This is a genomic window from Mycobacterium lacus (assembly GCF_010731535.1).
Lineage (GTDB): Bacteria > Actinomycetota > Actinomycetes > Mycobacteriales > Mycobacteriaceae > Mycobacterium > Mycobacterium lacus.
Genome location: NZ_AP022581.1, coordinates 4,321,942 through 4,346,675, shown reverse-complemented (window position 1 = coordinate 4,346,675; position 24,734 = coordinate 4,321,942). Strand labels below are relative to the sequence as shown.

24 protein-coding genes and 1 pseudogene are annotated in these 24,734 nt (G+C 66.8%); 16 read left to right on the top strand and 9 right to left on the bottom strand.

Going from position 1 to position 24,734, the window contains the following annotated elements; genetic code table 11:
• Positions 1–73 precede the first annotated feature (73 nt).
• Positions 74–1,408: a cytochrome P450 gene (locus G6N24_RS20025; protein ID WP_085162807.1), complete on the top strand. Its 1,335-nt coding sequence runs from the start codon at positions 74–76 to the stop codon at positions 1,406–1,408.
• A gap of 80 nt (positions 1,409–1,488) precedes the next feature.
• On the opposite strand, the gene msrA is transcribed toward G6N24_RS20025, so the two are convergent.
• Positions 1,489–2,013: a peptide-methionine (S)-S-oxide reductase MsrA gene (msrA, locus tag G6N24_RS20020; RefSeq protein ID WP_085162806.1), complete on the bottom strand. Its 525-nt coding sequence runs from the start codon at positions 2,011–2,013 to the stop codon at positions 1,489–1,491.
• Between the two features lie 75 nt (positions 2,014–2,088).
• Between msrA and G6N24_RS20015 the strand changes: the two genes are divergently transcribed.
• The 4 genes from G6N24_RS20015 (at position 2,089) to G6N24_RS20000 (ending at position 4,888) form a co-directional block, all read left to right on the top strand.
• Complete coding sequence (locus tag G6N24_RS20015) at positions 2,089–2,595, top strand: nuclear transport factor 2 family protein (RefSeq protein WP_085162805.1); 507 nt, start codon at positions 2,089–2,091, stop codon at positions 2,593–2,595.
• Positions 2,592–3,596 carry an NAD-dependent epimerase/dehydratase family protein gene (locus G6N24_RS20010; RefSeq protein WP_085162804.1) on the top strand — a complete coding sequence of 335 codons (1,005 nt, stop codon included), beginning with the start codon at positions 2,592–2,594 and terminating at the stop codon, positions 3,594–3,596. Before G6N24_RS20015 ends, G6N24_RS20010 begins: the two co-directional genes overlap by 4 nt.
• Before the next feature lie 74 nt (positions 3,597–3,670).
• A complete protein-coding gene (locus G6N24_RS20005) occupies positions 3,671–4,453 on the top strand; it encodes a class I SAM-dependent methyltransferase (protein ID WP_085162833.1) in 783 nt (260 codons plus the stop codon).
• A 54-nt stretch (positions 4,454–4,507) separates the two neighbouring features.
• A complete protein-coding gene (locus G6N24_RS20000; protein WP_085162803.1) occupies positions 4,508–4,888 on the top strand; it encodes a DUF427 domain-containing protein in 381 nt (126 codons plus the stop codon).
• On the opposite strand, the gene G6N24_RS19995 is transcribed toward G6N24_RS20000, so the two are convergent.
• Positions 4,869–5,291, bottom strand: a complete 423-nt coding sequence (locus G6N24_RS19995; protein ID WP_139822618.1) for a nuclear transport factor 2 family protein — start codon at positions 5,289–5,291, stop codon at positions 4,869–4,871. The two genes, G6N24_RS20000 and G6N24_RS19995, sit on opposite strands and share 20 nt — an antisense overlap.
• Positions 5,292–5,345: 54 nt before the next feature.
• Between G6N24_RS19995 and G6N24_RS19990 the strand changes: the two genes are divergently transcribed.
• Positions 5,346–6,257, top strand: coding sequence for a DNA-3-methyladenine glycosylase family protein (locus tag G6N24_RS19990; protein ID WP_085162802.1), 912 nt, complete (start codon positions 5,346–5,348; stop codon positions 6,255–6,257).
• Positions 6,258–6,273: 16 nt separating this feature from the next.
• Here the strand turns inward: G6N24_RS19990 and G6N24_RS19985 are convergent, their stop codons facing one another.
• On the bottom strand, positions 6,274–7,728 hold the full coding sequence (locus tag G6N24_RS19985) for a chloride channel protein (RefSeq protein ID WP_085162801.1): 1,455 nt from the start codon (positions 7,726–7,728) through the stop codon (positions 6,274–6,276).
• Here G6N24_RS19985 and G6N24_RS25940 point away from each other — a divergent pair.
• From G6N24_RS25940 to G6N24_RS19960, 6 genes and pseudogenes are all read left to right on the top strand, one after another.
• Positions 7,637–7,960, top strand: a pseudogene (locus G6N24_RS25940) (hypothetical protein); the annotation flags it as partial. The gene G6N24_RS19985 and the pseudogene G6N24_RS25940 sit on opposite strands and share 92 nt — an antisense overlap.
• A 102-nt stretch (positions 7,961–8,062) precedes the next feature.
• Complete coding sequence (locus G6N24_RS19980) at positions 8,063–8,725, top strand: TetR/AcrR family transcriptional regulator (protein WP_169716107.1); 663 nt, start codon at positions 8,063–8,065, stop codon at positions 8,723–8,725.
• A gap of 63 nt (positions 8,726–8,788) precedes the next feature.
• A complete protein-coding gene (locus G6N24_RS19975; RefSeq protein ID WP_139822620.1) occupies positions 8,789–9,724 on the top strand; it encodes a class I SAM-dependent methyltransferase in 936 nt (311 codons plus the stop codon).
• Positions 9,725–9,860: 136 nt separating this feature from the next.
• Positions 9,861–11,294, top strand: a complete 1,434-nt coding sequence (locus tag G6N24_RS19970; protein WP_085162798.1) for an aldehyde dehydrogenase family protein — start codon at positions 9,861–9,863, stop codon at positions 11,292–11,294.
• A gap of 43 nt (positions 11,295–11,337) precedes the next feature.
• Positions 11,338–12,198 carry an SDR family oxidoreductase gene (locus G6N24_RS19965; protein WP_085162797.1) on the top strand — a complete coding sequence of 287 codons (861 nt, stop codon included), beginning with the start codon at positions 11,338–11,340 and terminating at the stop codon, positions 12,196–12,198.
• 5 nt (positions 12,199–12,203) lie between these two features.
• A complete protein-coding gene (locus G6N24_RS19960; protein ID WP_085162796.1) occupies positions 12,204–13,172 on the top strand; it encodes an NADPH:quinone oxidoreductase family protein in 969 nt (322 codons plus the stop codon).
• A 6-nt stretch (positions 13,173–13,178) separates the two neighbouring features.
• Here the strand turns inward: G6N24_RS19960 and G6N24_RS19955 are convergent, their stop codons facing one another.
• The 4 genes from G6N24_RS19955 to G6N24_RS19940 all read right to left on the bottom strand — a co-directional run bounded on the left by G6N24_RS19955 (position 13,179) and on the right by G6N24_RS19940 (position 18,930).
• The gene (locus G6N24_RS19955; RefSeq protein ID WP_085162831.1) at positions 13,179–14,963 is read right to left on the bottom strand and encodes a PE-PPE domain-containing protein; all 1,785 of its coding nucleotides are present in this window, start codon (positions 14,961–14,963) and stop codon (positions 13,179–13,181) included.
• 164 nt (positions 14,964–15,127) lie between these two features.
• Complete coding sequence (locus G6N24_RS19950) at positions 15,128–16,765, bottom strand: PE family protein (RefSeq protein WP_085162795.1); 1,638 nt, start codon at positions 16,763–16,765, stop codon at positions 15,128–15,130.
• A 133-nt stretch (positions 16,766–16,898) separates the two neighbouring features.
• Positions 16,899–17,717, bottom strand: a complete 819-nt coding sequence (locus G6N24_RS19945; protein WP_085162794.1) for a tyrosine-protein phosphatase — start codon at positions 17,715–17,717, stop codon at positions 16,899–16,901.
• A 1-nt stretch (position 17,718) separates the two neighbouring features.
• Positions 17,719–18,930, bottom strand: coding sequence for an acyl-CoA dehydrogenase family protein (locus G6N24_RS19940; protein ID WP_085162830.1), 1,212 nt, complete (start codon positions 18,928–18,930; stop codon positions 17,719–17,721).
• Positions 18,931–19,340: 410 nt separating this feature from the next.
• Here G6N24_RS19940 and G6N24_RS19935 point away from each other — a divergent pair, with 410 nt between their 5' ends.
• The 3 genes from G6N24_RS19935 to G6N24_RS19925 are packed head-to-tail and all read left to right on the top strand — an operon-like array spanning position 19,341 to position 22,270.
• A complete protein-coding gene (locus tag G6N24_RS19935) occupies positions 19,341–20,516 on the top strand; it encodes a Re/Si-specific NAD(P)(+) transhydrogenase subunit alpha (RefSeq protein WP_232070610.1) in 1,176 nt (391 codons plus the stop codon).
• Positions 20,517–20,852 carry an NAD(P) transhydrogenase subunit alpha gene (locus tag G6N24_RS19930; RefSeq protein WP_085162792.1) on the top strand — a complete coding sequence of 112 codons (336 nt, stop codon included), beginning with the start codon at positions 20,517–20,519 and terminating at the stop codon, positions 20,850–20,852. It begins immediately after the preceding gene.
• Positions 20,849–22,270: an NAD(P)(+) transhydrogenase (Re/Si-specific) subunit beta gene (locus G6N24_RS19925; RefSeq protein WP_085162791.1), complete on the top strand. Its 1,422-nt coding sequence runs from the start codon at positions 20,849–20,851 to the stop codon at positions 22,268–22,270. The genes G6N24_RS19930 and G6N24_RS19925 overlap by 4 nt, the downstream gene beginning before the upstream one ends.
• A 5-nt stretch (positions 22,271–22,275) precedes the next feature.
• Here G6N24_RS19925 and G6N24_RS19920 read toward each other — a convergent pair whose 3' ends face one another.
• On the bottom strand, positions 22,276–22,401 hold the full coding sequence (locus G6N24_RS19920; protein WP_139822617.1) for a hypothetical protein: 126 nt from the start codon (positions 22,399–22,401) through the stop codon (positions 22,276–22,278).
• Positions 22,402–22,543: 142 nt separating this feature from the next.
• On the opposite strand from G6N24_RS19920, the gene G6N24_RS19915 reads away from it, so the two are divergent.
• Complete coding sequence (locus G6N24_RS19915) at positions 22,544–23,176, top strand: TetR/AcrR family transcriptional regulator (RefSeq protein WP_372514481.1); 633 nt, start codon at positions 22,544–22,546, stop codon at positions 23,174–23,176.
• Positions 23,177–23,189: 13 nt separating this feature from the next.
• Here G6N24_RS19915 and G6N24_RS19910 read toward each other — a convergent pair whose 3' ends face one another.
• The gene (locus G6N24_RS19910) at positions 23,190–24,644 is read right to left on the bottom strand and encodes a PE-PPE domain-containing protein (protein ID WP_085162789.1); all 1,455 of its coding nucleotides are present in this window, start codon (positions 24,642–24,644) and stop codon (positions 23,190–23,192) included.
• Positions 24,645–24,734 lie beyond the last annotated feature (90 nt).

Genomic DNA, 24,734 nt, shown 5'->3' with positions numbered 1-24,734 from the left:
CCCGTGGTACACGGTGGTACCAGGCCGCGCTCGACTCTGAACAGTCGGGGCAGACGTTGGGAGCGATACGTCGATGAGTCAAGCAATCACCGATGCGCCGGCACCGCCCGAACTCAGGTTGCCCCCCGCGGTCCGAGTTCCAAAACCGGTCCAGGGCCTGGCTTTTGCGACGGCGCGGCAGTCGATGTTTCGATGGTGCGCTCGCCGTTACGGCAAGGTCTTTGCGCTGAACGTCCCGGTCTACGGCCGCATCGTGGTGGTGTGTGACACCCAGCTGGCCAAGCAGATCTTCACCACCAGCCCAGAGGTATTGGCCAACATCCAGCCCAACCTGAGCCGGCTGTTCGGCTCCGGTTCGGTGTTCGGGCTCGACGGTGACGATCATCGCCGTCGGCGACGGCTGCTGGCGGCGCCGTTCCACGGCAAGGGCATCAAAAATTACGAGGCCATCATCGAAGAGGAGACCCTGCGCGAGACCGCCGATTGGCCGGAGGGGCGGCCGTTCGCAACGTTGCCGTCGATGATGCACATCACGCTCAACGCCATCCTGCGCGCGGTCTTCGGGGCCGGCGGCACCGAACTCGACGAGCTGCGCCGGGTCATCCCGCCGTGGGTCACCCTGGGTTCGCGAATGGCCGTGCTGCCGATGCCGCAACGGACCTATGGCCGCCACAGCCCGTGGGGCCGACTGGCCGAGTGGCGGCGCCAATACGACCTCATCATCGACAAGCTGATCGAGTCCGAGCGCGCGGACCCGAACTTCGCCGATCGGACCGACGTGCTGGCGCTGATGCTGCGCAGCACCTACGACGATGGTTCAAGGATGTCGCGCAAGGACATTGGCGACGAACTGCTGACGCTGCTGGCCGCCGGACACGAAACCACCGCAGCCACCCTGGGCTGGGCGTTCGAGCGGATTACCAGGCATCCGGACGTGCTGGCTGCCCTGGTCGAGGAGGCCGATAACGGTGGCCAGGAGCTGCGTCAAGCGACGATCCTCGAAGTCCAACGGGCCAGAACCGTTATCGATTTCGCAGCTCGTCGCGTTTACCCTCCGGTCTACCAATTGGGCGAGTGGGCGGTTCCCCACGGGTATTCGATCATCGTCAGCATCGCGGAGATACACGACGACCCCGACGTCTTCCCCGATCCGGATCGCTTCGACCCGTACCGCTACATCGGAACCAAGCCGTCGGCTTTCGCCTGGATCCCGTTCGGCGGCGGCACCCGTCGTTGTGTGGGGTCCGCGTTCGCCAACATGGAGATGGATGTGGTGCTGCGAACGGTGTTGCGCGACTTCACCATCGAGACCACCACGGCGCCGGGGGAGCGGATGCACTCCCGGGGTGTTGCCTACACCCCGAAGGACGGCGGCCGGGTCGTGGTGCGTCGCCGCCAACGCGGGTAGCCTCGCCGGCGCGCGATCGAGGCTGCGGTGACGGCGTCGAGTCTGCGTTCAGCGCCCGAATCCAGAGGCGAAGCCCGCCGTCAGTTCAGGGTCGGTGTCGTCGTTGCCCGTCGGGGCAGCTTCCAGCCGGGGCGGACGTAGTGGCAGGTGTACCCGTTGGGGTAGCGCTGCAGGTAGTCCTGATGCTCGGGCTCGGCCTCCCAGAAGTCGCCGGCCGGGCTGACCTCGGTCACCACACTTGCGGGCCATAGCCCGGACGCCTCGACGTCGGCGATGGTGTCCAGCGCGATTCGCCTTTGCTCGTCGTCGAGGTAGAAGATGGCGGACCGGTAGCTGGTCCCCCGGTCGTTGCCCTGCCGGTTCTTCGTTGTCGGATCGTGGATTTGGAAGAAGAACTCCAGCAGCGTCCGGTAATCGGTAACGGCGGGGTCGTAGACGATCTCGACGGCCTCGGCGTGCGTGCCGTGGTTGCGGTAGGTCGCGTTGGGGGTGTCGCCGCCGCTGTAGCCGACGCGGGTGGAGATCACCCCGGGCTGCCTGCGGATCAGGTCCTGCATTCCCCAGAAGCAGCCGCCGGCGAGGATCGCTTTGCGGGCGCTTGCCACGTGGTGCCCTCCTTACCGGCCTGCCATCCGATGATGGTGCCCAGGCTACACTCCGCCGATGAGGTGTAACGGCGCGTGAGCCGCCCGGCGTTTTCCCGCGGCGAACTGTCGGCCGCGTTCGAGAGGTTCGAGCGGACGGTCGCCCGCGCCGCCGAGACGCGGGACTGGGACGCCTGGGTCGAGCAGTACACGCCCGACGTCGAGTACATCGAGCATGCGGCGGGCACCATGCGGGGCCGCGAGCAGGTGCGGGCCTGGATCCAGCAAACGATGACGACCTTCCCGGGCAGTCACATGGTGGCGTTTCCGTCGTTGTGGTCGGTCATCGACGAGTCCACCGGGCGGATCATCTGTGAATTGGACAACCCGATGCGCGACCCCGGCGATGGCAGCGTGATCGGCGCGACGAACATCTCGATCATCACGTATGCCGGCGACGGCCGGTGGTGCCGTCAGGAGGACATCTACAACCCGTTGCGCTTCCTCAAGGCGGCGCTGAAGTGGTGCCGCAGGGCGCAGGAACTGGGCACGCTGGACGCGGACGCCGCACGGTGGTTGCGCGAGAACGGCGGGCAACAGTGAACACGAAACCCAAGTTGGTCATCGGCGCGAATGGCTTCCTGGGCTCGCATGTGACCCGCCAGCTCGTTGCCGACGGCGCACAGGTGCGGGTGATGGTGCGCCCGACCGCCAACACCCGCGGCATCGACGACCTGACCCGATGTACGCGCTTTTATGGCGACGTGTTCGACACCGCCACCGTGGCCGAGGCGATGGACGGCTGCGACGACGTGTACCACTGCGTCGTCGACACCCGCGCGTGGTTGCGCGACCCGGCGCCGCTGTTTCGCACCAACGTGGAAGGCGTGCGCAACGTCCTCGATGTGGCCAAGGACGCTGGCCTGCGCAGGTTCGTCTTCACCAGCACCTATGCGACGGTTGGCCGCCGCCCCGGGCATGTGGCCACCGAACCCGACCGGGTAGACACCCGCAAGGTGACGCCGTACGTTCAATCCCGGGTTGCGGCCGAGGATTTGGTGATGGACTACGTCGCCAACCACGGTCTGCCCGCCGTCGCGATGTGCGTTTCGACGACCTACGGCAGCGGGGACTGGGGCCGAACCCCGCACGGCGCCTTCATCGCCGGCGCGGTCTTCGGCAAGCTGCCGTTCCAGATGAACGGCATCCAACTGGAGGCCGTCGGAGTCGACGATGCCGCCCGGGCGCTGATCCTGGCCGCCGAACGCGGTCGTAACGGCGAGCGCTACCTCGTCTCGGAACGCATGATCCGGTTGAAAGACGTCGTGCGGATCGCGGCGGATGAGGCCGGCGTGCCGCCGCCGCGGCGGTCGATCTCGCTACCCATGCTCTACGCGCTGGGCGCGGTGGGCAGCCTGAGGGCCCGGCTCACCGGCAAGGACGCCGAACTGAGCCTGGCATCGGTGCGGATGATGCGCGCCGAAGCCGACGTCGATCACGGCAAGGCCGTCCGCGAGTTGGGCTGGCAGCCCCGCCCGGTCGAGGAATCGATCCGCGAGGCCGCCCGCTTCTGGGCCGCGATGCGCAAGACCAGCAAGAAATAGCGCGGCAACCCAATTCGAATAGGCTCGCGCACGTGGACCGGGTTCACGTCGACCTCCGCGGACCCTCGCAGACCATGCTGGCGACGCTGTACGCCAGGGCGCTCGATGCCGACCTGCCGAGCCCGATTCTGGGCGATCGGTACGCCAAAGAGACCGTCGCGCGCATCGACTACGACTGGTCGAAAACCGCCATCACGCCGCGCAATTCGGCATCGGTGACGACCCGGGCGGCCCACTTCGACGCCTGGGCTCGGCAATTTCTTGCGGTACACCCGAAGGCGGTGGTGTTGCACGTAGGCTGCGGGCTGGACAGTCGATACTTCCGGCTGCAGCCGGGTCCGGACGTTCAGTGGTACGACGTCGACCAACCCGAGGTCGCCCAGTTGTGCACCAGGTTCTACCCCGCTGCGGAGCACTACCACGTCATCGGGGTGTCGGTCACCGATCCGGCCTGGCTGGCCGAGATTCCCGACGACCGGCCCACGCTGATGATCGGTGAGGGGCTGACCATGTACCTGAGCGAGCAGGACGGCGTTGCGCTGTTGCGACGGGTGGTCGATCGCTTCCCGTCCGGCGAATTGCAGTTCGACGCGTTCAACCGGCTGGGCATCAAGTCGCAATGGATGAACGCCGTGGTGCGCCGATCGGGATCAACGCTGCGCTGGGGCATCGACGGACCCGGGGACATCCTCGAGGCCGTGCCCGGTACCCGGCTGCTGTCCTGGCTCCGCTGGTTCGAATCCGACAACGTCGGACGACTGCCGTGGGTTTACCAGATGATGGGCAGAATCATGTCGCTGGTTCCCGCCCTGGCCAATATGGCGCAATATCATCGCTACGCGTTCGGTATGCCCTGACCGGCCAGTGGGCGGCGCCGGGAATGTTGACGGTCGCCAGGCGTTGCAACTCCCATGAGCCATCGGAAAGTCTTAGAACCCAATGCCGGGCACCCGATCACCATCGAGCCGACCAAGGGGCGGGTGCAGGTTCGCGTCAACGGCGAACTGGTCGCCGACACCTCCGCGGCGCTGGCATTGCAAGAGGCCACTTTGCCTGCGGTGCAATACATTCCGCTTGCCGACGTCGTTCAAGAGCGGCTGACCCGGACGGACACCAGCACCTACTGCCCGTTCAAGGGCGAAGCCAGCTACTACAGCGTGACCACTGCGGCCGGCGACACCGTCGACGATGTGATCTGGACGTACGAACGGCCCTATCCCGCGGTCGCCGCGATCGCCGGGCATGTGGCGTTCTACCCCGACAAAGCCGACGTCAGCATCGTTCCCCGGTAGCTCCCCCTACGGGATACACCTCCGCCAGGGCCTGCGTGTCGCTGTATTCGCGCAGCGACACGATCACGCCGTCGCGGGTCTCGAAGATGCACACGAACGGGCTGTCGTATCGGGTGCCGTCGGCGGTAACGCCGTCGACCTGCCCCTCGACCACCACCGTCTCCCCCTCGTTGACGCAGCGGATGAACTCGATGTTGACCTCGAAGGCCTTTTTGCGTCGCTCCACCGCTCCCCGCAAAGTCGCCTTGTCGAATGCGGTGCGCGTGACGATGCTCCAGTAAGTGAAGTCGTCGCTGAGCAGTGCGAACCCCTCGTCCAGATCCCCGCCTTCGCAGAGGCTCTGCAGAAACATCCATGCCAGTTCGGCCTGCGGGTCGTCGAACGGCGTCGTCACAACCGCCATCCTGGCTTGCGAGATAGTTCGTGGTCAATTTGACGGGGATTAGGAGTCATCGGGTTGCAGACCGCACGCACTGTTTCATTCCCCGGGGCGGCCAGCTTCGGGCATACCCTGGCACCGCTGCGCCGCGGCCGCGGTGATCCGTGCTTCCGGGTCACCGGCGACGGCAGCATCTGGCGGACCAGCCTGCTGCCCACCGGATCCGTCACCGCGCGGATCAGCCGCGCGGGGTCCGCCGCGGCACACTGCGTGGCCTGGGGCGACGGCGCCCAGCAGTTCATCGACATGCTGCCGGCGATGTTGGGCGCCGACGACGACGCCTCGGATTTCGTCCCGCGAGACCCGACGGTGGTCGCTGCCTGCCGACGGGTTCCGCACTTGCGCCTGGGCCGCAGCGGACGCGTGGTGGAAGCGCTGATCCCGGCGATCATCGAGCAGCGGGTGCCCGGCGCCGACGCGTTTCGGTCGTGGCGCGTGCTGGTTTCCAGGCACGGGACGCCAGCCCCGGGTCCGGCGCCGGACGGGATGCGGGTGCCGCCGTCAGCCGAGGCGTGGCGGCGCATCCCGTCCTGGGAATTCCACCGCGCCAATGTGGACCCGGGGCGGGCGCGGACGGTGGTGGGCTGCGCGCGGCGGGCGGAGTCGCTGGAACGGTTGGTCTCGTTGCCGGCGGCGCAGGCACGCGAAGCGCTGACGTCGCTGCCCGGGGTAGGGGTGTGGACGGCGGCTGAGGTCGCGCAACGGGCGTTCGGCGACGCCGACGCGCTGTCGCTGGGCGACTACCACCTTCCGAAGATGGTCGGCTGGACGCTGCTGGGCCGTCCGGTCGACGACGCCGGCATGCTCGAGCTGCTGGAACCGATGCGACCCCACCGGCATCGAGTGGTCCGTTTGCTCGAAGCCAGTGGGCTGGCGTACGAACCACGCCGCGGGCCCCGGCTGCCGGTGCAGAAGATCCGCCAGCTCTAGCCGTGGCCCGGCCAAGTCAGCCCCCGCCACAGGCCCGACGAGCGCGTTCGGCCGCGGCGGTCTCGCGGTTCAGCCGCTGCGCCTCGTAGATGGTGACGTTCGTGCGCGACATCAGCAACGAGGCGATCCCTACCGCGATGATCGCTCCGGGCACCACGGAGAACGAACCGGTCATCTCCGCGACCATGATCATGATGGCCAGCGGCGCGCGTGCGACGCTGCCGAAACAGGCCATCATCCCGACGACGACGAAGATCCCCGGCGCCTCGGGTACCCCCGGCAGCCCGGACAGCTCACCCAGGCGCCACGTCGCGGCGCCGACGAAGGCGCCGATGACGATTCCGGGACCAAACAGCCCGCCGGACCCGCCGGTGCCGATCGACAGCGAGGTGGCGAGGATTTTGGCGATCGGCAGGACGACGATGATCCACAACGGGATCGCCATCAGCGACCCCCGATCGGCGGCCAGCTGCGCCCAGCCGTAGCCGCTGCTCAGGATCTGGGGGATCAGCAGTCCTAAGAGTCCGACCAACAATCCGCCGATCGCCGGTTTGAGCACTTGGCCGCCGGGAAGCCGGTGGGTGACCGCCACCGACGCGTGGAAGATGCGGGCGTACAGGTAGCCGACGGCGGCGGCGACCAGGCCGATGACCACGAACCACAGCAGCGGCCAAGCTCTTTCGAAGCGATACTCGGCATCGATGTAGCCGAATAGCGGGTCGAAGCCCAGGAATGCGCCGAGCACGGCGTATGCCGTGCCGGCCGTGATGAAACCGGGCAGCAGGGCCCGGTAGTCGAAGTCGTCGCGGTAGCCGATCGACGCGGCCAGCACCGCCCCGCCCAGCGGGGCGGCAAAGATGGCGCCGATGCCGGCGCCGATGCCCAGCGCCACCGCGGTCCGGCCGTCCTCGTCGGACAGATCGAGCCGACGGGTCAGCAACGAGCTGAAGCCGGCCGAGATCTGCGCCGTCGGGCCCTCGCGGCCGGCTGAACCGCCCGAGCCGATGGTCAGCGCGCTGGCGACCATCTTCACCAGCACCGCCCGCGTACGGATGGCGCGGGGATCGGTGTGTACCGCATCGATCGCTTCGTCGGTGCCGTGACCGGTGGCCTCCGGGGCCACCTTGGCCACGATCAGCGCCGACAGCAGCGCACCACCCGTCGTCACCAACGGAATCGCCCACGCACGTGGGAAGCCGGCCGACCCCCGGCCACCGCCTTCCCCGACGGGAGTGGGGACGTGGTATTCCGCCAGGTAGCCGAGCAGAAATTCGCCGGTGTACCGCAGCGCCAGGTAGAAGACCACCGCTCCCAGGCCCGCGATCACGCCGATCGTGATTCCCAGCAGGAACCACTTGCGCAAGTAGCCCGCGTTCCTGATGGAAGCGCCGAACCGTCCGCCGGCGGCCTCGGGCGGGGCTGTCCCCGGTTCCGGCCCGGGCTCTGGTTCTTCTGGCGACTCGTCGGTCACGGTGCGGACCCCTCAAGCACCCAGCCATCCTATGGCAACCGGGAATAATCGGACTTGGGTCCGGTTGCCTCGCGACGCGGTGGTTGACAGTCGGGGATGGCATGATACGTATCGAGATCAAGTCCGTCAAGATCGAAAAGGATGCGCCCTTTTCCACGGCATCCAGCTATGGGTGAAGCTGCCGCTTCGGGAGCCGGCATTTCACCACGGACCGTGTGTGATGAACTCCCGGGCCGAGGTGATCCAGGCGCTCGAGGACTACCAAACTGGGAAGTTCCGTAGCATCTGCGCGAACGCCCTGATGCCGGACCTTTGGGGGTGGCACACTTTAACAATGCCGCTCACGGCGAGTCGAGGCCCGGGTCGTCCTCCGGCGGCGAGGGCAGACGAGACGCGGAAACGTATCGTGCGCGCCGCACGCCAGGTGTTCAGCGAACGTGGTTACGACGGCGCGACTTTCCAGGAGATCGCCGTCCGCGCCGACCTGACCCGACCCGCGATCAATCACTACTTCTCCAGCAAGCGGGCGCTGTACATGGACGTGGTGGAACAAACCAACGAACTCGTCGTGGCGGCCGGCATCGAACGCGCGCGTCGCGAGCCCACCCTGATGGGGCGGCTGTCGGTGATGGTCGCCTTTGCGATGGAGGCTGATGCCCAGCATCCTTCCTCTACGGCGTTTCTGGCCACCGCAGTGCTGGAATCACAGCGGCATCCGGAATTGAGTCGAACCGAAAACGACGCCGTGCGTACGAGTCGGGAATTTCTGGTCTGGGCCGTCAACGATGCGATCGAGCGCGGCGAACTCGCCGACGACGTCGATGTCCCGTTGCTGGCCGAGACGTTGCTGGTCGTGCTGTGCGGGGTCGGGTTCTATCTCGGCTTTGTCGGGAGCCACCGACAGATGCAAGCCATCACCGGGTCATTGCAGCAGCTGCTGGCCGGCACGCTGTGGCGGCCCCCGCCCGATCCCGCACGCCACGCGATCGAGCAGTGATGTAGCGCACAAAGCGCATAGCTTACCTAACTTTTTCGGTAGCATGGTCGCGACATGAGCAGCATGCGCACCCACGACGACACCTGGGACATCAAGACCAGCGTTGGCACCACCGCGGTCATGGTGGCCGCCGCCCGGGCCGTCGAAACCGACCGGCCCGACGCGTTGATCCGCGACCCGTACGCCAAGCTCCTGGTCGCCAACGCCGGCGCCGACGTCCTGTGGGAACTGATGCTCGACCCGTCGATGGTGACCAAGGTGGAGAAGGCCCTCGACGCCGAAACCGCGGCCACCGTCCAGCACCTGCGCAGCTACCAGGCGGTGCGGACAAACTTCTTCGACACGTACTTCACCAACGCCGTCACCGATGGGATCCGCCAGGTCGTGATCCTGGCGTCGGGACTGGATTCCCGCGCGTACCGCCTGGACTGGCCGGCCGGTACCACCGTGTACGAGCTCGATCAGCCCAAGGTGCTGGAGTACAAGTCCAAGACGCTGACGGACAACGGCGTGACGCCCACGGCCCTTCGCCGTGAGGTGCCCATCGACTTGCGTCAGGACTGGCCGGCCGCGCTGCGTGCCGCGGGTTTTGACTCGACGGCGCGCACCGCCTGGTTGGCCGAGGGGCTGTTGATGTACCTGCCGGCCGAGGCGCAGGACAAGCTCTTCGCCCGGATCGGCGAGCTGAGCCCCGCGGGCAGCCGGGTCGCGGCCGAGACCTCGCCCCTGCGCGGCGACCAGCGGCGGCAACAGATGCGCGAGCAGTTCAAAAAGGTGGCCGACGCGCTCGGCCATGAACAGACCGTCGACGTGCAGGAGCTGATCTACCACGACGAAAACCGCGCGATCCTCGCGGAGTGGCTCAACGACCACGGTTGGCGGGCCACGGCCTGCAGCGCGCCGGACGAGATGCGCCGCGTGGGCCGCTGGATCGAGGGCGTGCCGATGGCTGACGACAAGGACGCATTCGCCGAGTTTGTGACCGCGGAGCGGTTGTAGCCGCGGGCTCTGCGCGACGCGATCTTTCCTGTCGCCGTCCTACTGCCGCCTCTGCCGGGTGACTAGGATCACGGTTATCGCCGATGGGCGCCCATGCGCGGACAGCAGCGGGCGGCTCTGGGAAGGAAGGACAACGATGACCACCGAATCCCCGCCCCAAGCCGCACCCACGTCCGGTGCATCCCAGTCGACCGACGTCGCCGCGACGGTGGCTCGGCTTCGCAAGACCTTCGCCTCCGGGCGCACCCGCAGCATCGAGTGGCGTAAACGGCAGCTGCTCGCGCTGCAGAAGTTGATGGAGGAAAACGAGGACGCGATCGCCAAGGCGCTCGCCGAGGATCTCGACCGCAACCGGGTTGAGGCATTCATCGCCGACATCGCGACGACCGCCGCCGAGGCGAAATACGCGGCCAAGAGGGTGCACAGGTGGGCCCGCCGCAAATACCAGCTGCTCGAGGCGCCACAGCTGCCCGGGCGAGGCTGGGTGGAATACGAGCCCTACGGCACCGTGCTGATCATCGGCGCCTGGAACTACCCGTTCTACCTGACGCTCGGCCCGGCGGTCGGGGCGATCGCCGCCGGAAACGCCGTCATCCTCAAGCCCTCCGAAATCGCCGCGGCGTCGTCACGATTGATGGCCGAGCTGGTACCCCGGTATCTCGACCGCGACGCGATCGCGGTGATCGAGGGCGACGGGTCGGTGAGTCAGGCGCTGATCGCGCAGGGCCTGGACCGCGTCATGTTCACCGGCGGCACCGAGATCGGCCGCAAGGTCTACGAGGGCGCGGCGCCGCACCTGACCCCGGTCACGCTCGAGCTCGGCGGCAAGAGCCCGGTGATCGTGGCGGCCGACGCCGACGTGGACGTCGCGGCCAAGCGGATCGCCTGGATCAAATTGCTCAACGCCGGCCAGACCTGCGTCGCACCCGACTACGTGCTGGCCGACGCGACGATCCGCGACGAACTTGTCGGCAAGATCGGCGCCGCCATCACCAAGTTCCGGTCCCAGGACGACCCGCGCGGGTTGCGCATCGTCAACCGGCGCCAGTTCGACCGGTTGAGCGGTTACATTTCCGCGGCGGAAGCCGACGGGAAGAGCAAGGTCGCCCTCGGCGGCAAGTGCGACGCGTCGAGCCTGCGCATCCAACCGACCGTGATCGTCGACCCCGATCCGGAGGGGCCGCTGATGAAAAACGAGATCTTCGGACCGATCCTGCCGGTGCTCACCGTCCAATCCCTCGACGAGGCAATACGTTTCGTCAACTCACGGCCCAAGCCGCTGTCGGCGTACCTGTTCACCAAATCGCGCGAAACCCGGGAACGGGTCATCAAGGAGGTGCCCGCGGGCGGCATGCTGGTCAACCACCTGGCCTTCCAGGTGTCGACAGCCAAGCTGCCGTTCGGCGGCGTCGGCGCCTCGGGCATGGGTGCCTACCACGGCAAGTGGGGGTTCGACGAGTTCAGCCATCGCAAGTCGGTATTGACGAAACCGACTCGGCCCGACTTCTCGAAGATGATCTACCCGCCCTACACCGAGCGGGCGTTCAAGCTGGCGCGCAAGCTGTTTTGACGTTTCGACCCCGACCACGCAAACAACTGCAGAGAGGAACCTGATGCCCGGAGTGCAGGATCGCGTCATCGCCGTCACCGGAGCCGGTGGGGGTTTGGGCCGTGAATACGCCCTTGCCCTCGCCCGCGAGGGCGCGAGCGTCGTGGTGAACGACCTCGGCGGAGCCCGCGACGGCACGGGCTCCGGATCGGCGATGGCCGACCACGTCGTCGCCGAGATTCGCGACGCGGGCGGGCGCGCGGTCGCCAACTACGACAGCGTCGCCGAGCCCGCGGGCGCGGCGAACATCATCAAGACCGCGCTCGACGAGTTCGGCGCCGTGCATGGTGTGGTGAGCAACGCCGGCATCCTGCGCGACGGCACCTTCCACAAGATGTCCTTCGAGAACTGGGACGCCGTGCTCAAGGTGCACCTCTACGGCGGGTACAACGTCATCCGCGCGGCGTGGCCACACTTCCGGGAGCAGAGCTACGGCCGGGTCGTCGTCGCCACCTCCACCAGCGGGCTGTTCGGCAACTTCGGCCAGACCAACTACGGGGCGGCCAAGCTCGGCCTGGTCGGCCTGATCAACACGCTCGCGCTGGAGGGGGCCAAGTACAACATCCACGCCAATGCCCTCGCCCCGATCGCGGCCACCCGGATGACCCAGGACATCATGCCACCCGAGGTGCTGGAGAAGCTCACGCCCGAGTTCGTCGCGCCGGTGGTGGCCTACCTGTGCACCGAGGAATGCGCCGACAACGGATCGGTGTTCGTGGTGGGCGGCGGCAAGGTGCAGCGGGTCGCGTTGTTCGGCAACGACGGCGTTAATTTCGAGAAGCCGCCGACGGTGGCCGATGTCGCGGCTCAGTGGACCGAGATCACCGATCTATCCGGCGCACAAAAAGCCGGTTTCACGTTGTAGGGTAAATGAAAGCTTGTGTCGTAAAAGAGCTTTCCGGCCCGTCGGGCATCGTGTACACCGATATCGACGACGTCACCGGTGACGATGGCAACGTCGTCATCCAAGTACGCGCCGCGGGCGTGTGTTACCCCGACCTGCTGCTGAGCAAGGGTGAGTACCAACTGAAGTTACCGCCGCCGTTCGTGCCCGGCATGGAAACGGCGGGGGTCGTGGTTTCGGCGCCGCCCGAGGCCGATTTCCGTGTGGGCGAACGGGTTTCGGCGTTCGGGGTGCTCGGCTGCTATGCCGAGCAGGTGGCCGTCCCGGCGGCCAACGTGGTGCGCAGCCCCGTGGAACTCGACGATGCCGAAGCGGTGTCGTTGCTGGTGAACTACAACACGATGTACTTCGCCCTGACTCGTCGGGCGGTGATGCGACCGGGCGACACCGTGCTGGTGATGGGCGCTGCCGGCGGGGTGGGCACCGCGGCCGTCCAGATCGCCAAAGCGATGGGCGCAAGCCAGGTGATCGGCGTCGTGCACCGCGAGGGCGGGATCGACTATGTCGCGGCCCTCGGCGCCGACGTGGTGCTGCCGTTGACCCAGGGCTGGGTCGAGCGGGTGCGTCAGCACACCCGCGGCCGGGGGGTGGACATCGTCGTCGACCCCGTCGGCGGTCCGACGTTCGACGACGCGATGCGTGTGCTGGCGATCGACGGCAAGCTGGTGGTGATCGGATTCGCCGCGGGCGCCATTCCCTCCCTTCAGGTCAACCGCCTGCTGCTGAGCAATGTCAGCGTGATTGGCGCCGCGTGGGGCGAGTACCTCAACAGGGTCCCCGGCTCGGCCGCCCTGTTCTCCTCGGGCCTGAACCAGTTGGTCTCCCTCGGGCTGAGACCGCCACCGCCGCAGCGTTATCCGCTGTCGGAAGCCCAGGCCGCGTTGCACAGCCTCGACGAAGGCGGTGTGCTCGGAAAGCTCGTCCTCGAACCCTAGGCGCCGTTAGGCGGCACCCGTGAGATCGCCGATAACGTCTTCGACGGCATACAAGAGCACCGCGAATTCGAAACCGCCGGCGAGCGTGAACAGCGCCACGTCAGCGGCGATCGGATAGCCGAACGCGTTGACGATCCCGGCCGGGTCACCGTTGGCTAGTTGCTGGATCCCCTCCAGGAAGAGGTTGATGTTGTACGACGGAACGACGGTCACCATGGTGTTCACGATGTCGGCTGTGGGCAGCGCGACGGCGTAAGCGTCGGAGGCCGCACTCGAAATGGCGTTGGTGATGTTCGTGTTTGCCGCCTGGAGGGCGTCGATGGCGTTGTCGATCGGGGAGCCCGTGGCCAGCGGCAGGCTGGGTAGCGCCCATGGGGTCGACGCGCCGCCGGTCTGCATAAGGCCCGCCAGCGGCAGGTCGGGCAGCGATGCCGGCGCCATGGCCTGGATGTCGCTCACGAAGGCACCGGCTCCCTGCTGGGCCCCGCTGACCATAAGGCCCGCGAAGGCGATCGGGTCGATCGAGGGGAACAGCCCGAACGGTGTGGGCACGTCGGCGTAGCCGGTCGAATAGCCGTAGCGCGGGTCGCCGTAGCCGAGGTTGACCAGATACGTCAAGTCGGGCTGGACCAGATCCGCCAATGGATCGCCGATCACCGGGATCGCCCGTAGCGGCTCCAGGAGCGGAAGGTTCGGGTAGGTGATCATGTAGTAGTGCTCGAGGCCGTTGTTGCCCGGGGATACCGGCAATTCGACAAGGTTGTAGCCGGGGGGAAGATTGTTCGGATCCAGGCCGGGATAGTCGCTATGCACGTACTGGATGCCCAAAAAGGCGTTGAGGTCGGCCAGGATATTGATCGGGTACTGGGGGAAGTCGGCGTATCCGTCGTATTGGAGTGTGTATTGGCTGAGCGGGTAACCGGTGTTCGACGGCGTCGCCCCGTAGAACTCGAGACCCAGCGCCGGCATGGACAGTCCCGGGAAGCGCGACAGCAGGCCGCCGTTGGCAGCCATCGGATTACCCAGCAGGGTGAAGCTGAGGAAGTTCGTGCTGGGGCTCCCCATGGCCGCGAGGTTTCGCATCTCTATCGAGGAGAGGATGGCGCTCTGCGAGTAGCCCAGGACGGCAACGCTTTGTCCGTTGGTGATGAACCCCTGGGGCCCAAAGAGCGCGTTGTCGAGCATTTGTGCGCCGAGGGTCACCGACTGGTTGAGGGGCAGGTCCTTGATTTCGGTGAGCGGATAAAGCCCCTCGGGGGTGTTCAGGGGTATGTTCAGCGGGTTCACCATGAAACTGGCGTCGATGAACGGGCGAACGCTGGCCATGTAGGCCGGCGAGGGTATCGGCGTGCCGCTGCCGGTCATGATCAGGGCCAGATCGTACGGCGGCGCGGCGGCCAGCGGCGCCGCGACCGCACCCCCACCGGTCGCGCCCGTCGTCGCGGCTCCGCCGAGCAACGACTGGACGGGCGCAGTCAGCGCGCCCAGGGCGCCCGACACGGCCGCCGCGTTGGCGGCCTCGGCCCCCGCGTAGGCGATCCCGGCGGCGGCCAACGCCCGAACGAATTCCTCGTGGAAGGCCGCCGCCTGCCTGATGATCGCCTGATATTCCTGGCCGTACGCGCCAAACAGCGACGCGGTAGCCGCCGACACCTCGTCGGCGGCCGCCGCCACCAGGCCGGTTGTCGGGCCAGCCGCCGCCGCGCTGGCCGCGTCGATCGCCGAACGAATGCCCGCCACGTTTGCTGCGGCCTCGGCCACCAGCTGGGGTTGCGTCATCAAGTACGTCATCGACCAATTCCCTTCACGAGCGGGGCTTTTCGTCTTTTCGCCGCGACGCCGAGCCAAGCCGGTCACCGTGACCCCCGGCATTAGTTAGCCTAGGTCGATAACGGCCGGCCGTTTGGCGTTTCGTTGAGTTTCTGAATTCCGGGCATCCGGCCAGCGCCGTAATGTCAAAGTTTGATGCTCTGCAAATCCTGAACGATCTCGGCCGCCGCTTCCAAGACCGCGATGCCCTCGATCATGGCGCCCAGCGCGGCCAACCCGAAGGTCGCCGCGAGCGGAAGCTCGATCGCGCCGACGAGGTCTCCCTTCATGAGTTCGCTCACGAACAGGGTGGCGTCATAGGCCGGCAGGATGGTGACGAAGGCAAGACCGAGATCCGCCGTCGGAAGTAGGACCGAATAGCTGGTTGCGACGGCAGAGGCGAGCACGGTCACGACGTTGACTGGAGTCGGCGGCACCGAGACGGGGGGCGGCGGCAGGACGGATTCGATGAACGGCGGGAACGCGATCACTGGCATTTCCGGCGGGGTTGAGAGAGCGGCCGGCAGGCTGGCCATGAAGTCCGAGACCCCTTGCTGGGTGCCGGCGACCAGGGCATCGGCGACCAGCTGTGGGGGGACGTCCGGGAACAGCCCGAACGGAGTCGGGATATTCGCCGGGCTCGTCGAGTAGCCGAATCTCGGGTCGCCATAGCCCAAATTGACGATCACCCTCAAGTCGGGTTCGACCAGGGCGGCCAGGGGTTGTCCGATCACGGGGATGGCGCGCACCGGAGCCAACAGCGGCAGGTCGATCGGCTCGCCATTTATGGTGGTGATCATGTAGTAGGTGTTCGACGTGGGGCCCTCGGTTGGCAAGAGGACGGCGTTCGTGATGTCCGAAGGCGGGAGGGTCGCATACTGCGTGTGCAGCAGGAGGATGCCCATGGTGGCGTTGAGGTCGGACAAGACATTGAGCGGATACCGCGGGAAGTCGGCGAAGCCGTCGTATTGGATCGTGTAGGTCGTCGTCGTATAGGGGTTGTCCGGGGTCGCCCCGTAGAACGGCAGGCCGATGGTCGAGACGTTCAGACCGAGTATGCGCGCCAGGATGCCGCCGTTGGGATTCATCTCGTTTCCGGTCAGCACAAACGTGAGCTGGGACTGATAGGGAGCACCCTCGGAAATGAGGCGCTGCATTTCCAGTGACGCGATGACGGCGCTCTGGGAATACCCGAAAACCGTGACATTGTCGCCCGCGGCGAGTCGCGGAATGAGCGTGTCGTTGAGAATCGTCAGGCCCTCCTCCACCGATATTTGGAGGGTCAAGGATTTGACGCCGGTAATGGGATAAAGCTCTTCGGGGGTGACTAGGCCTATTGTTTCGTCCGGGGCGAATGGAATGTACCGTGCCACGACGTCGGCAATATAGGTTGGCGAGGGTATCGGCATTCCGGTGCCGCCCATGATTAGCGCGACGTCTGCAGCCGCCATTGCGGCCGGCGCCTGGGCGGCGGGGTTGAGCGCGGCCCGCACGGCGGCCGCGTTGGCCGCCTCGGTCGCCGAGTACGCGCTGCCGGCGGCGGCCAATGCCTGGGCGAACTGGTTCTGCAACGCCGCAAGTCGCGCGCTGATCGCCTGGAACTCCTGGCCGTACGCGCCGAAGAGCTTCGCCATGGCCACCGACACCTCGTCGGCCGCGGCCTCGAGCACACTGGTCGTCGGGCCGGCCGCGGCGGCGGCGGCCGCGTCGATCGCCGAACCAATGCCCGCCACATCGGTGGCCGCGGCGGCCAGCATTGGCGGCTGCGCGCTCACATACGTCATCACACCAGCCCTCCCTGGTGGCCCGGGTCGTTTGCCCAAACGAACCCGATGAACGCGGTGGTAACACCCGGTGACTGTTGAGCCTAGGGCGATCCGGCGAGCGTGTCTGGCCTTTGGGCAGACACATAGAATCTCAACACAGCAATTCGCCGCGCAGGCGGTCCACGTCGGCCTGGGTGATGCCCGCGTCGCGCAGGTAGGCGCGCAGCGTCCCGAACTCCTCGTCGATCGCCTGCCGCGCGGCATCCAGGTACTCCGTGCGTACGCCGAGGACGCCATCGGATAGGCGGGCCTCGGTGAACGTCACGACCTCCGGGGTCAGTCCGGCATCGGAGCGCTGTCGGATCATCTCGGAGATCCGGGTCCGCAGCTGCGGCATCGCGTCGTTGCTGCGCAGAAAATCGGTCAGGATGGCGTGGCGATCGACACCGATCGCTTCCAGCACCGTGGCGATTACGAAACCGGTCCGGTCCTTGCCGGCGAAGCAATGCGTGAGCACTGGACGCCCGGCGGCCAGCAGCGTGACGACGCGGTGCAGCGCGCGCTGAGCTCCGTTGCGCGTGGGGAACTGTCGGTACTCGTCGGTCATGTAGCGGATGGCGGTTTCGTTGATCGATTCGCCCCCAACGCCGTCGGTGAGCAACTTCCGGAACGCATGTTCGTGCGGGGCTTCGGCGTCCGTCGGCCCGTCCTCGCCGAGGTCGGGGAACGGCAGCAGATGGATGTCGACGCCGTCGGGCACCCGTCCCGCACCCCGCCGGGCGACCTCTCGGGCCGCGCGCAAGTCGGCGACGTCGGTGATGCCCAGCCGGCGCAGCGCTGCCCGGCCGTCCTCGTCGAGGCCGCTCAGTTCGCTGGACCGGAACAGCCGCCCGGGGCGCAGCGCCCCGATGCCGTCCGCGACGTCACGAAAGTTCCACGCGCCCGGCAGTTCTCGAAGGGCGGCGGCCATGTCAGGTGACCACCGCCGCGAAGGCGGATTTCTCCCGCCCCAGCTCGGCCCGCGCGATCGATCGCAGGTGCACCTCGTCGGGCCCGTCGAAGATGCGCATGGCGCGATGCCAGCCGTAGAGCCGGGCCAGCGGGGTGTCGTCGCTGACGCCGGCGGCTCCGTGCACCTGAATCGCGCGATCGATGACATCGCAGGCCACCTGCGGCGCGACCGCCTTGATCTGTGAGACCAGTAGGTGGGCGGCCTTGTTGCCGTGTTGGTCGATGGTCCACGCCGCCTTCTCGCAGAGCAGCCGAGCCTGGTCGATTTCGTTGCGGGACTTGGCAATCGCCTGCTGCACGACGCCCTGTTCGGCCAGCGGGCGGCCGAACGCCACCCGGCTGCGGGCCCGGTTCACCATGTGCGCCAACGCGCGTTCGGCCCCGCCGAGCGCGCGCATGCAGTGGTGGATGCGACCCGGTCCCAACCGGGCCTGAGCGATCGCGAAGCCGGTGCCCTCCTCGCCGAGCAGGTTCGTGGCCGGTACCCGGACGTTGTCGTAGCTGATCTCGCAGTGGCCGTGCTGGTCCTGCCAGCCGAACACTGGGGTCGAGCGCACGATCGTCACCCCCGGAGTGTCGATCGGGACCAGGATCATCGACTGCTGTTGATGGGCGGCCGCGTCGGGGTTGGTGCGGCCCATCACGATGAGAATCTTGCAGCGCGGGTCCGCCGCCCCGGACGTCCACCATTTGCGGCCGTTGATGACGTAGTCGTCGCCGTCGCGGGCAATGGTGGTTTCGATGTTGCGGGCGTCGCTGCTGGCGACCGCCGGTTCGGTCATCGAAAAGGCGCTGCGGATCTCGCCGTTCAGCAGCGGCCGCAGCCACCGCGTGCGCTGCTCCTCGGTGCCGAACATGTGCAGGATCTCCATGTTGCCGGTATCCGGTGCCGCGCAGTTGAGCGCCTCGGGCGCGACCTCGAGGCTCCACCCGGTCAGCTCCGCTAGCGGCGCGTATTCCAGGTTGGTCAATCCGGATTCCGCGGGCAGAAACAGGTTCCACAGTCCGCGCTCCTTGGCCTTGGTCTTCAGCTCCTCGATGACCGGCGGCACGGTGTGGTCGTTCGGGCCGGCCTCGTGGCGGTATCGGTCGTACTCCGCCTCGGCCGCAAAGACGTACTCCGTCATGAAGTCGGACAACCGCTTGTGGTAGTCGATCGCTTTGGCCGACATCGCGAAGTCCATGCCCGCCACGATAGGACACGCGCAGTGGGCCGGAGTGGCGAGCAGCGTCCAACAGGCGCATGTAGCGCCACCTTAGAGGCGAGCCTGTAGTTAGCGCGCTGTCCACTCGTACTTTCCCACGGCAACTACAGTTTCGCGGTTGGCAAAACCGCGCTGCTGACCCGCAAATGGCAGCGCGAGGTGGACCATTCCCGCGACCGCTACGGCAACGAACGTGGGAATTTTCGCCGTCGGGGCCGATGGCGCATTCGTGAGGCCGGCATTGATGACGAACCGATCGCCGAATCCGAGCGGCGCTACTTCGGTCCGCGGCCGGTGTCGGAGCACGGCCAGGGGACCCCCGGTAGGGTGTCTGAGCAATCTAGCCGGGTTGAGCAAGGAAAGCAGATGTACGTGCCATGACTGATCCGCAGACGACCGTCGGAGTGGTCGCCGAGTCCGGGCCCGACGAGCGGCGCGTTGCGCTGGTGCCGAAGGCGGTCGCGTCGCTGGTGAACAGTGGTGTGGCGGTCGTCGTCGAGGCGGGCGCGGGTGAGGGAGCGTTGCTCCCCGACGAGCTCTACACGGCGGCTGGGGCGACAATCGGGGATGCGTGGGCTGCCGACATCGTCGTCAAGGTCGCACCGCCAACCGCGCACGAGGTGGGTCGGCTGCGCTCCGGGCAGACGCTGATTGGCTTCCTCGCACCGCGCAATGCCGACAACTCGATCGGGGCGCTGAGGCAGGCCGGGGTGCAGGCGTTCGCGCTCGAGGCAATACCGCGCATCTCGCGGGCACAGGTGATGGATGCGCTGTCGTCGCAGGCCAATGTGGCCGGGTACAAGGCGGTGCTGCTCGCGGCCTCGGAGTCCACCCGGTTCTTCCCGATGCTGACGACCGCCGCGGGCACCGTGAAGCCGGCCACCGTGCTGGTGCTCGGTGTCGGAGTTGCCGGGCTGCAGGCGTTGGCAACGGCCAAACGCCTGGGCGCGCGCACCACCGGCTACGACGTGCGTCCCGAGGTGGCCGATCAGGTTCGCTCGGTGGGTGCCCAGTGGCTGGACGTGGGCATCTCGGCGGCCGGCGAGGGCGGATACGCACGCGAGCTCACCGAAGACGAACGCGCCCGGCAGCAAAAGGCTTTGGAACAGGCGATCAGCGGCTTCGACGTGGTGATCACCACCGCGCTGGTCCCGGGCAAGTCCGCGCCAAAACTGGTGACCGCCGCGGCGGTTCAGGCCATGAAGCCCGGCAGCGTGGTGGTGGACCTGGCCGGGGAGACCGGCGGCAACTGCGAGCTCACCGAACCCGGAAAGACGGTGGTTAAGCACGACGTCACCATCGCCGCGCCGCTCAACCTGCCGGCGACCATGCCCGAGCACGCCAGCGAGCTCTACAGCAAGAACATCACGGCTCTGCTCGACCTGCTGATCAAGGATGGCAAGCTGGCCCCAGACTTCGACGACGAAGTCGTCGCGGAATCGTGTGTGACGCGCGGGCGCGCCGGCGACGACGCAGGGGCACCCCCAGCCGCGCAGCGGCGAGGGGGACGCAGCGATGACGAGGCGCGGCGCCAGACCGGAGAGGACGCGTAGATGTACGACGAACTTCTGGCCAACCTGGCGATCCTGGTGCTGTCCGGCTTCGTCGGTTTCGCGGTGATCTCCAAGGTGCCCAACACGCTGCACACTCCGCTGATGTCGGGCACCAACGCCATCCACGGCATCGTGGTGCTCGGCGCGCTGGTGGTCTTCGGGGAAGTAGCGCATCCCTCGCTGGCGGTGCAGGTCATCCTGTTCGTCGCGGTGGTGTTCGGCACGCTGAACGTCATCGGCGGCTTCATCGTCACCGACCGCATGCTGGGCATGTTCAAGGGCAAGAAGAAGCCGGCCTTGGAGGCCAAGAAGACCGAGGAGCCGACCGCCAAATGAACTACCTGGTGATCGGCCTCTACGTCATCTCCTTCTCCCTGTTCATCTACGGCCTGATGGGGTTGACCGGGCCCAAGACCGCGGTACGCGGCAACCTGATCGCCGCGGTCGGTATGGCCATCGCCGTGGCAGCGACGCTGGTCACGATCCGGCACACCGACCAATGGGTATTGATCATCGCCGGCCTGGTGGTGGGCGTGGTGCTGGGCGTGCCCCCGGCTCGCCTGACCAAGATGACCGCCATGCCGCAGCTGGTGGCGTTCTTCAACGGCGTCGGCGGCGGAACGGTCGCGCTCATCGCGTTGTCGGAATTCATTGAGACCAGTGGCTTTTCCGCATTCCAGCACGGCGAGTCGCCGACCGTGCACATCGTGGTCGCCTCGTTGTTCGCCGCGATCATCGGGTCGATCTCGTTCTGGGGCTCGATCGTCGCGTTCGGCAAGTTGCAGGAGATCATCTCGGGCCGGCCCATCGGCGTTGGGAAGGCGCAGCAGCCGATCAACCTGCTGCTGCTGGCCGGGGCTATCGGGGCCGCGGTGGTCATCGGTCTGGATGCGCATCCCGGCACCGGTGGGGTGTCGCTATGGTGGATGATCGGCCTGCTGGCCGCCGCCGGCGTGCTGGGCCTGATGGTGGTGCTGCCCATCGGCGGCGCCGACATGCCGGTGGTCATCTCGATGCTGAACGCCATGACGGGGCTGTCGGCAGCGGCCGCGGGTCTGGCGTTGAACAACACCGCGATGATCGTGGCGGGCATGATCGTCGGCGCGTCCGGCTCGATCCTGACCAACCTGATGGCCAAGGCGATGAACCGCTCAATCCCCGCGATCGTCGCGGGGGGTTTTGGTGGCGGCGGCGTGGCCCCCAGCGGCGACGGCGGCGACAGGCACGTCAAGTCCACTTCGGCCGCCGACGCCGCGATTCAGATGGCCTACGCCAACCAGGTGATCGTGGTCCCGGGCTATGGCCTGGCCGTGGCGCAGGCCCAGCACGCCGTGAAGGATCTGGCGACGCTGCTCGAAGACAAGGGCGTGCCCGTGAAATACGCGATCCACCCGGTTGCCGGCCGGATGCCCGGGCACATGAATGTGCTGCTGGCCGAGGCCGAAGTCGACTACGACGCCATGAAAGACATGGACGACATCAACGACGAGTTCGCCCGCACCGACGTCACCATCGTCATCGGCGCCAACGACGTCACCAATCCGGCGGCCCGCAACGACCAGTCCAGCCCGATCTACGGCATGCCGATCCTCAACGTGGACAAGTCGAGGTCGGTGATCGTGCTCAAGCGGTCGATGAACTCCGGGTTCGCCGGCATCGACAACCCGCTGTTCTATGCGGACGGGACCACCATGCTGTTCGGGGACGCGAAGAAATCGGTGACGGAGGTCGCCGAAGAACTGAAGGCGTTATAAACCCTTTAGACGGGTGGATAGGCCGGTGGCGGATATCCGTTTCCGGACTCGACCCCCCGTATGCCCCAGGTCAAGTAGTTGAAGAAGAACTCGATCTCGTCGCTGAAGTCGTAGTCCGGACTCGGATCCATTGCTCCACCTCTCGACTCGCGACTTGGTCCGCCACCAGAGTCTAGGCCTATCCGGGTCGGCGCGACAGGCGGGCCGCCGCCGTAAACTGTCCAACCAGTTGATTGATACCGGCTCCGCCGGCAGTGACGATAGCGAGCACCGATGCCACAAATGCCATCCGAGAACGGGCTTTCGCGCCGCGAGGAGTTGCTGGCGGTTGCCACCAAGCTGTTCGCCGCCCGCGGTTATCACGGCACCCGCATGGACGACGTCGCCGACGTGATCGGGCTGAATAAGGCCACGGTCTACCACTACTACGCCAGCAAATCGCTGATCCTGTTCGACATCTACCGCCAGGCCGCCGAGGGCACGCTGGCCGCCGTGCACGACGAGCCGTCCTGGACGGCCCGCGAAGCCCTCTATCAGTACACCGTCCGACTGCTCACCGGAATCGCGGACAATCCCGAGCGGGCCGCCGTGTACTTCCAGGAGCAGCCCTACATCACGGAGTGGTTCACCCCCGAGCAGGTCGCCGAGGTGCGTGAGAAGGAACAGCAAGTCTACGAACATGTGCACGGCCTGATCGACCGCGGGATTGCCAGCGGCGAGTTCTACCCATGCGACTCGCACGTGGTGGCGCTGGGCTACATCGGGATGACGCTGGGCAGCTACCGCTGGCTACGACCGAGCGGTCGGCGTACGGCCAAGGAGATCGCGGCCGAGTTCAGCACCGCGCTGCTGCGCGGGCTGATCCGCGACGAGTCGATTCGCAACCAGTGTCCGCTAGGCGCGTAACCGCGCCTGATGCTCACGTAAGTGGCGGAATCAGTCTGGTCACGGACCCGATGGCTCCACTGAGCACCGACAGCTCCGTCACGCTCGACTGGCCGAAGTTGAACATCAGGCCCGGATTCGCCGACGGAACGTATGGATACGTGGTGGGCAGCGAGGAGGGCGGGAGCAATCCGATGTCTACCAGGGCGGCCTGGGGGCCTTGCACCGCCCCATTCGCCAGGGCGGCGGCCACCGCGATCGGGTTGATTGGCGGGAACAGGCTGGCCGGGGTGGGCACATCCGCGTAGCCGTAGCCGTAGCCCAAGTCGACCAACACCCGTAGGTCGGGCTGAATTAGGTCGGCTATCGGGGTCCCTACGAAGGGGACGTAGCGAAGGGGCGCCAACAGCGGGAGGTCGTGGGTCAGAAACATGTAGTAATGCGTGTTGCCGGTGTAGCCCGGAGACGTCGGCAACGGCACGGCATTCGCCACCTCGGCGGCCGTGAAGGGATACGCGTTGTGCACCAAGCTGATGCCCATGAAGGCGTTGATGTCGGACAAGATATTGAGCGGGTATTGCGGGTTGTGGGCGTAGCCGTCGTATTGGCCCGTGTAAATGTAGGTCTGGTAGGGCGAATTCGGTGGGGTCGCACCGTTGAACGACATATCCAGGAACGGGATGTAAAGGCCGGTGTAACGCTCCAGGACGCCACCGTTGGGGTTGTTGATGTCACCGATCATCATGAAAGCTAGCCGGCTTGGGTCTGGTTGTTGACCGGGTGGTAGCGCCATAAGGGCACGTATTTCGTTGGTGGCCACCGCGGCGCTTTGCGAGTAGCCGAAAACGACGACGTCATGCCCATTTTGCAGTTCCGCGTTGATTCCGTTGTCCAGCAAAATGACGCCCTGGGCGATGGACTGGTCGAGTGACAGGTTCCCGATAAACGGCCACCACTCCTCGGGCGTGTACTGGCCGACCGGGTTGTTGGGCCCGAAAACCGGCTGGATATATGCGCTGTCAAGGATCGCCAAGACATCGGCGGGAAATACGGGATACCCGGTGCCGCCCATGATCAAAGCCGTGAGCGGGTTGCCGGACAGCATCGGGGTCGAAGTCGGCGTGCCGACGACGCCGCTGGGTCCGGTGCCGCCCAGTCCCAGCAGCGCTTGGATCGGCGCGTTGAGAGCGCCCGACACGGCGGCCGCGTTGGCGGCCTCGGCCTGCGCATAGGCGGCCCCGGCGGCGGCCAGCGCCTCGGTGAACTCGCCGTGAAAGGCCGCGGCCTGTTTCAGGACGGCCTGACAGTCGTCGGCGTATGCGCTGAACAGCGCCGCGGCGGCCGCCGACACCTCATCGGCGGCCGCCGCCAGCACACCGGCCGTTGGGCCCGCCGCGGCCGCACTGGCCGCGCTGATCGCCGAACCGATCCCATCGACGTCCGCGGCCGCCGCCGCCAACAGCTCCGGGACTGCGATCACATCGGGCATCTTGTCTCCTGTCCGACAGCGAGGTCATTGCGCACCCCACGGGACCGACCCAAGCGCAGCCGGCGCGAAAGCGGGTGCCGGGAGAGCCTA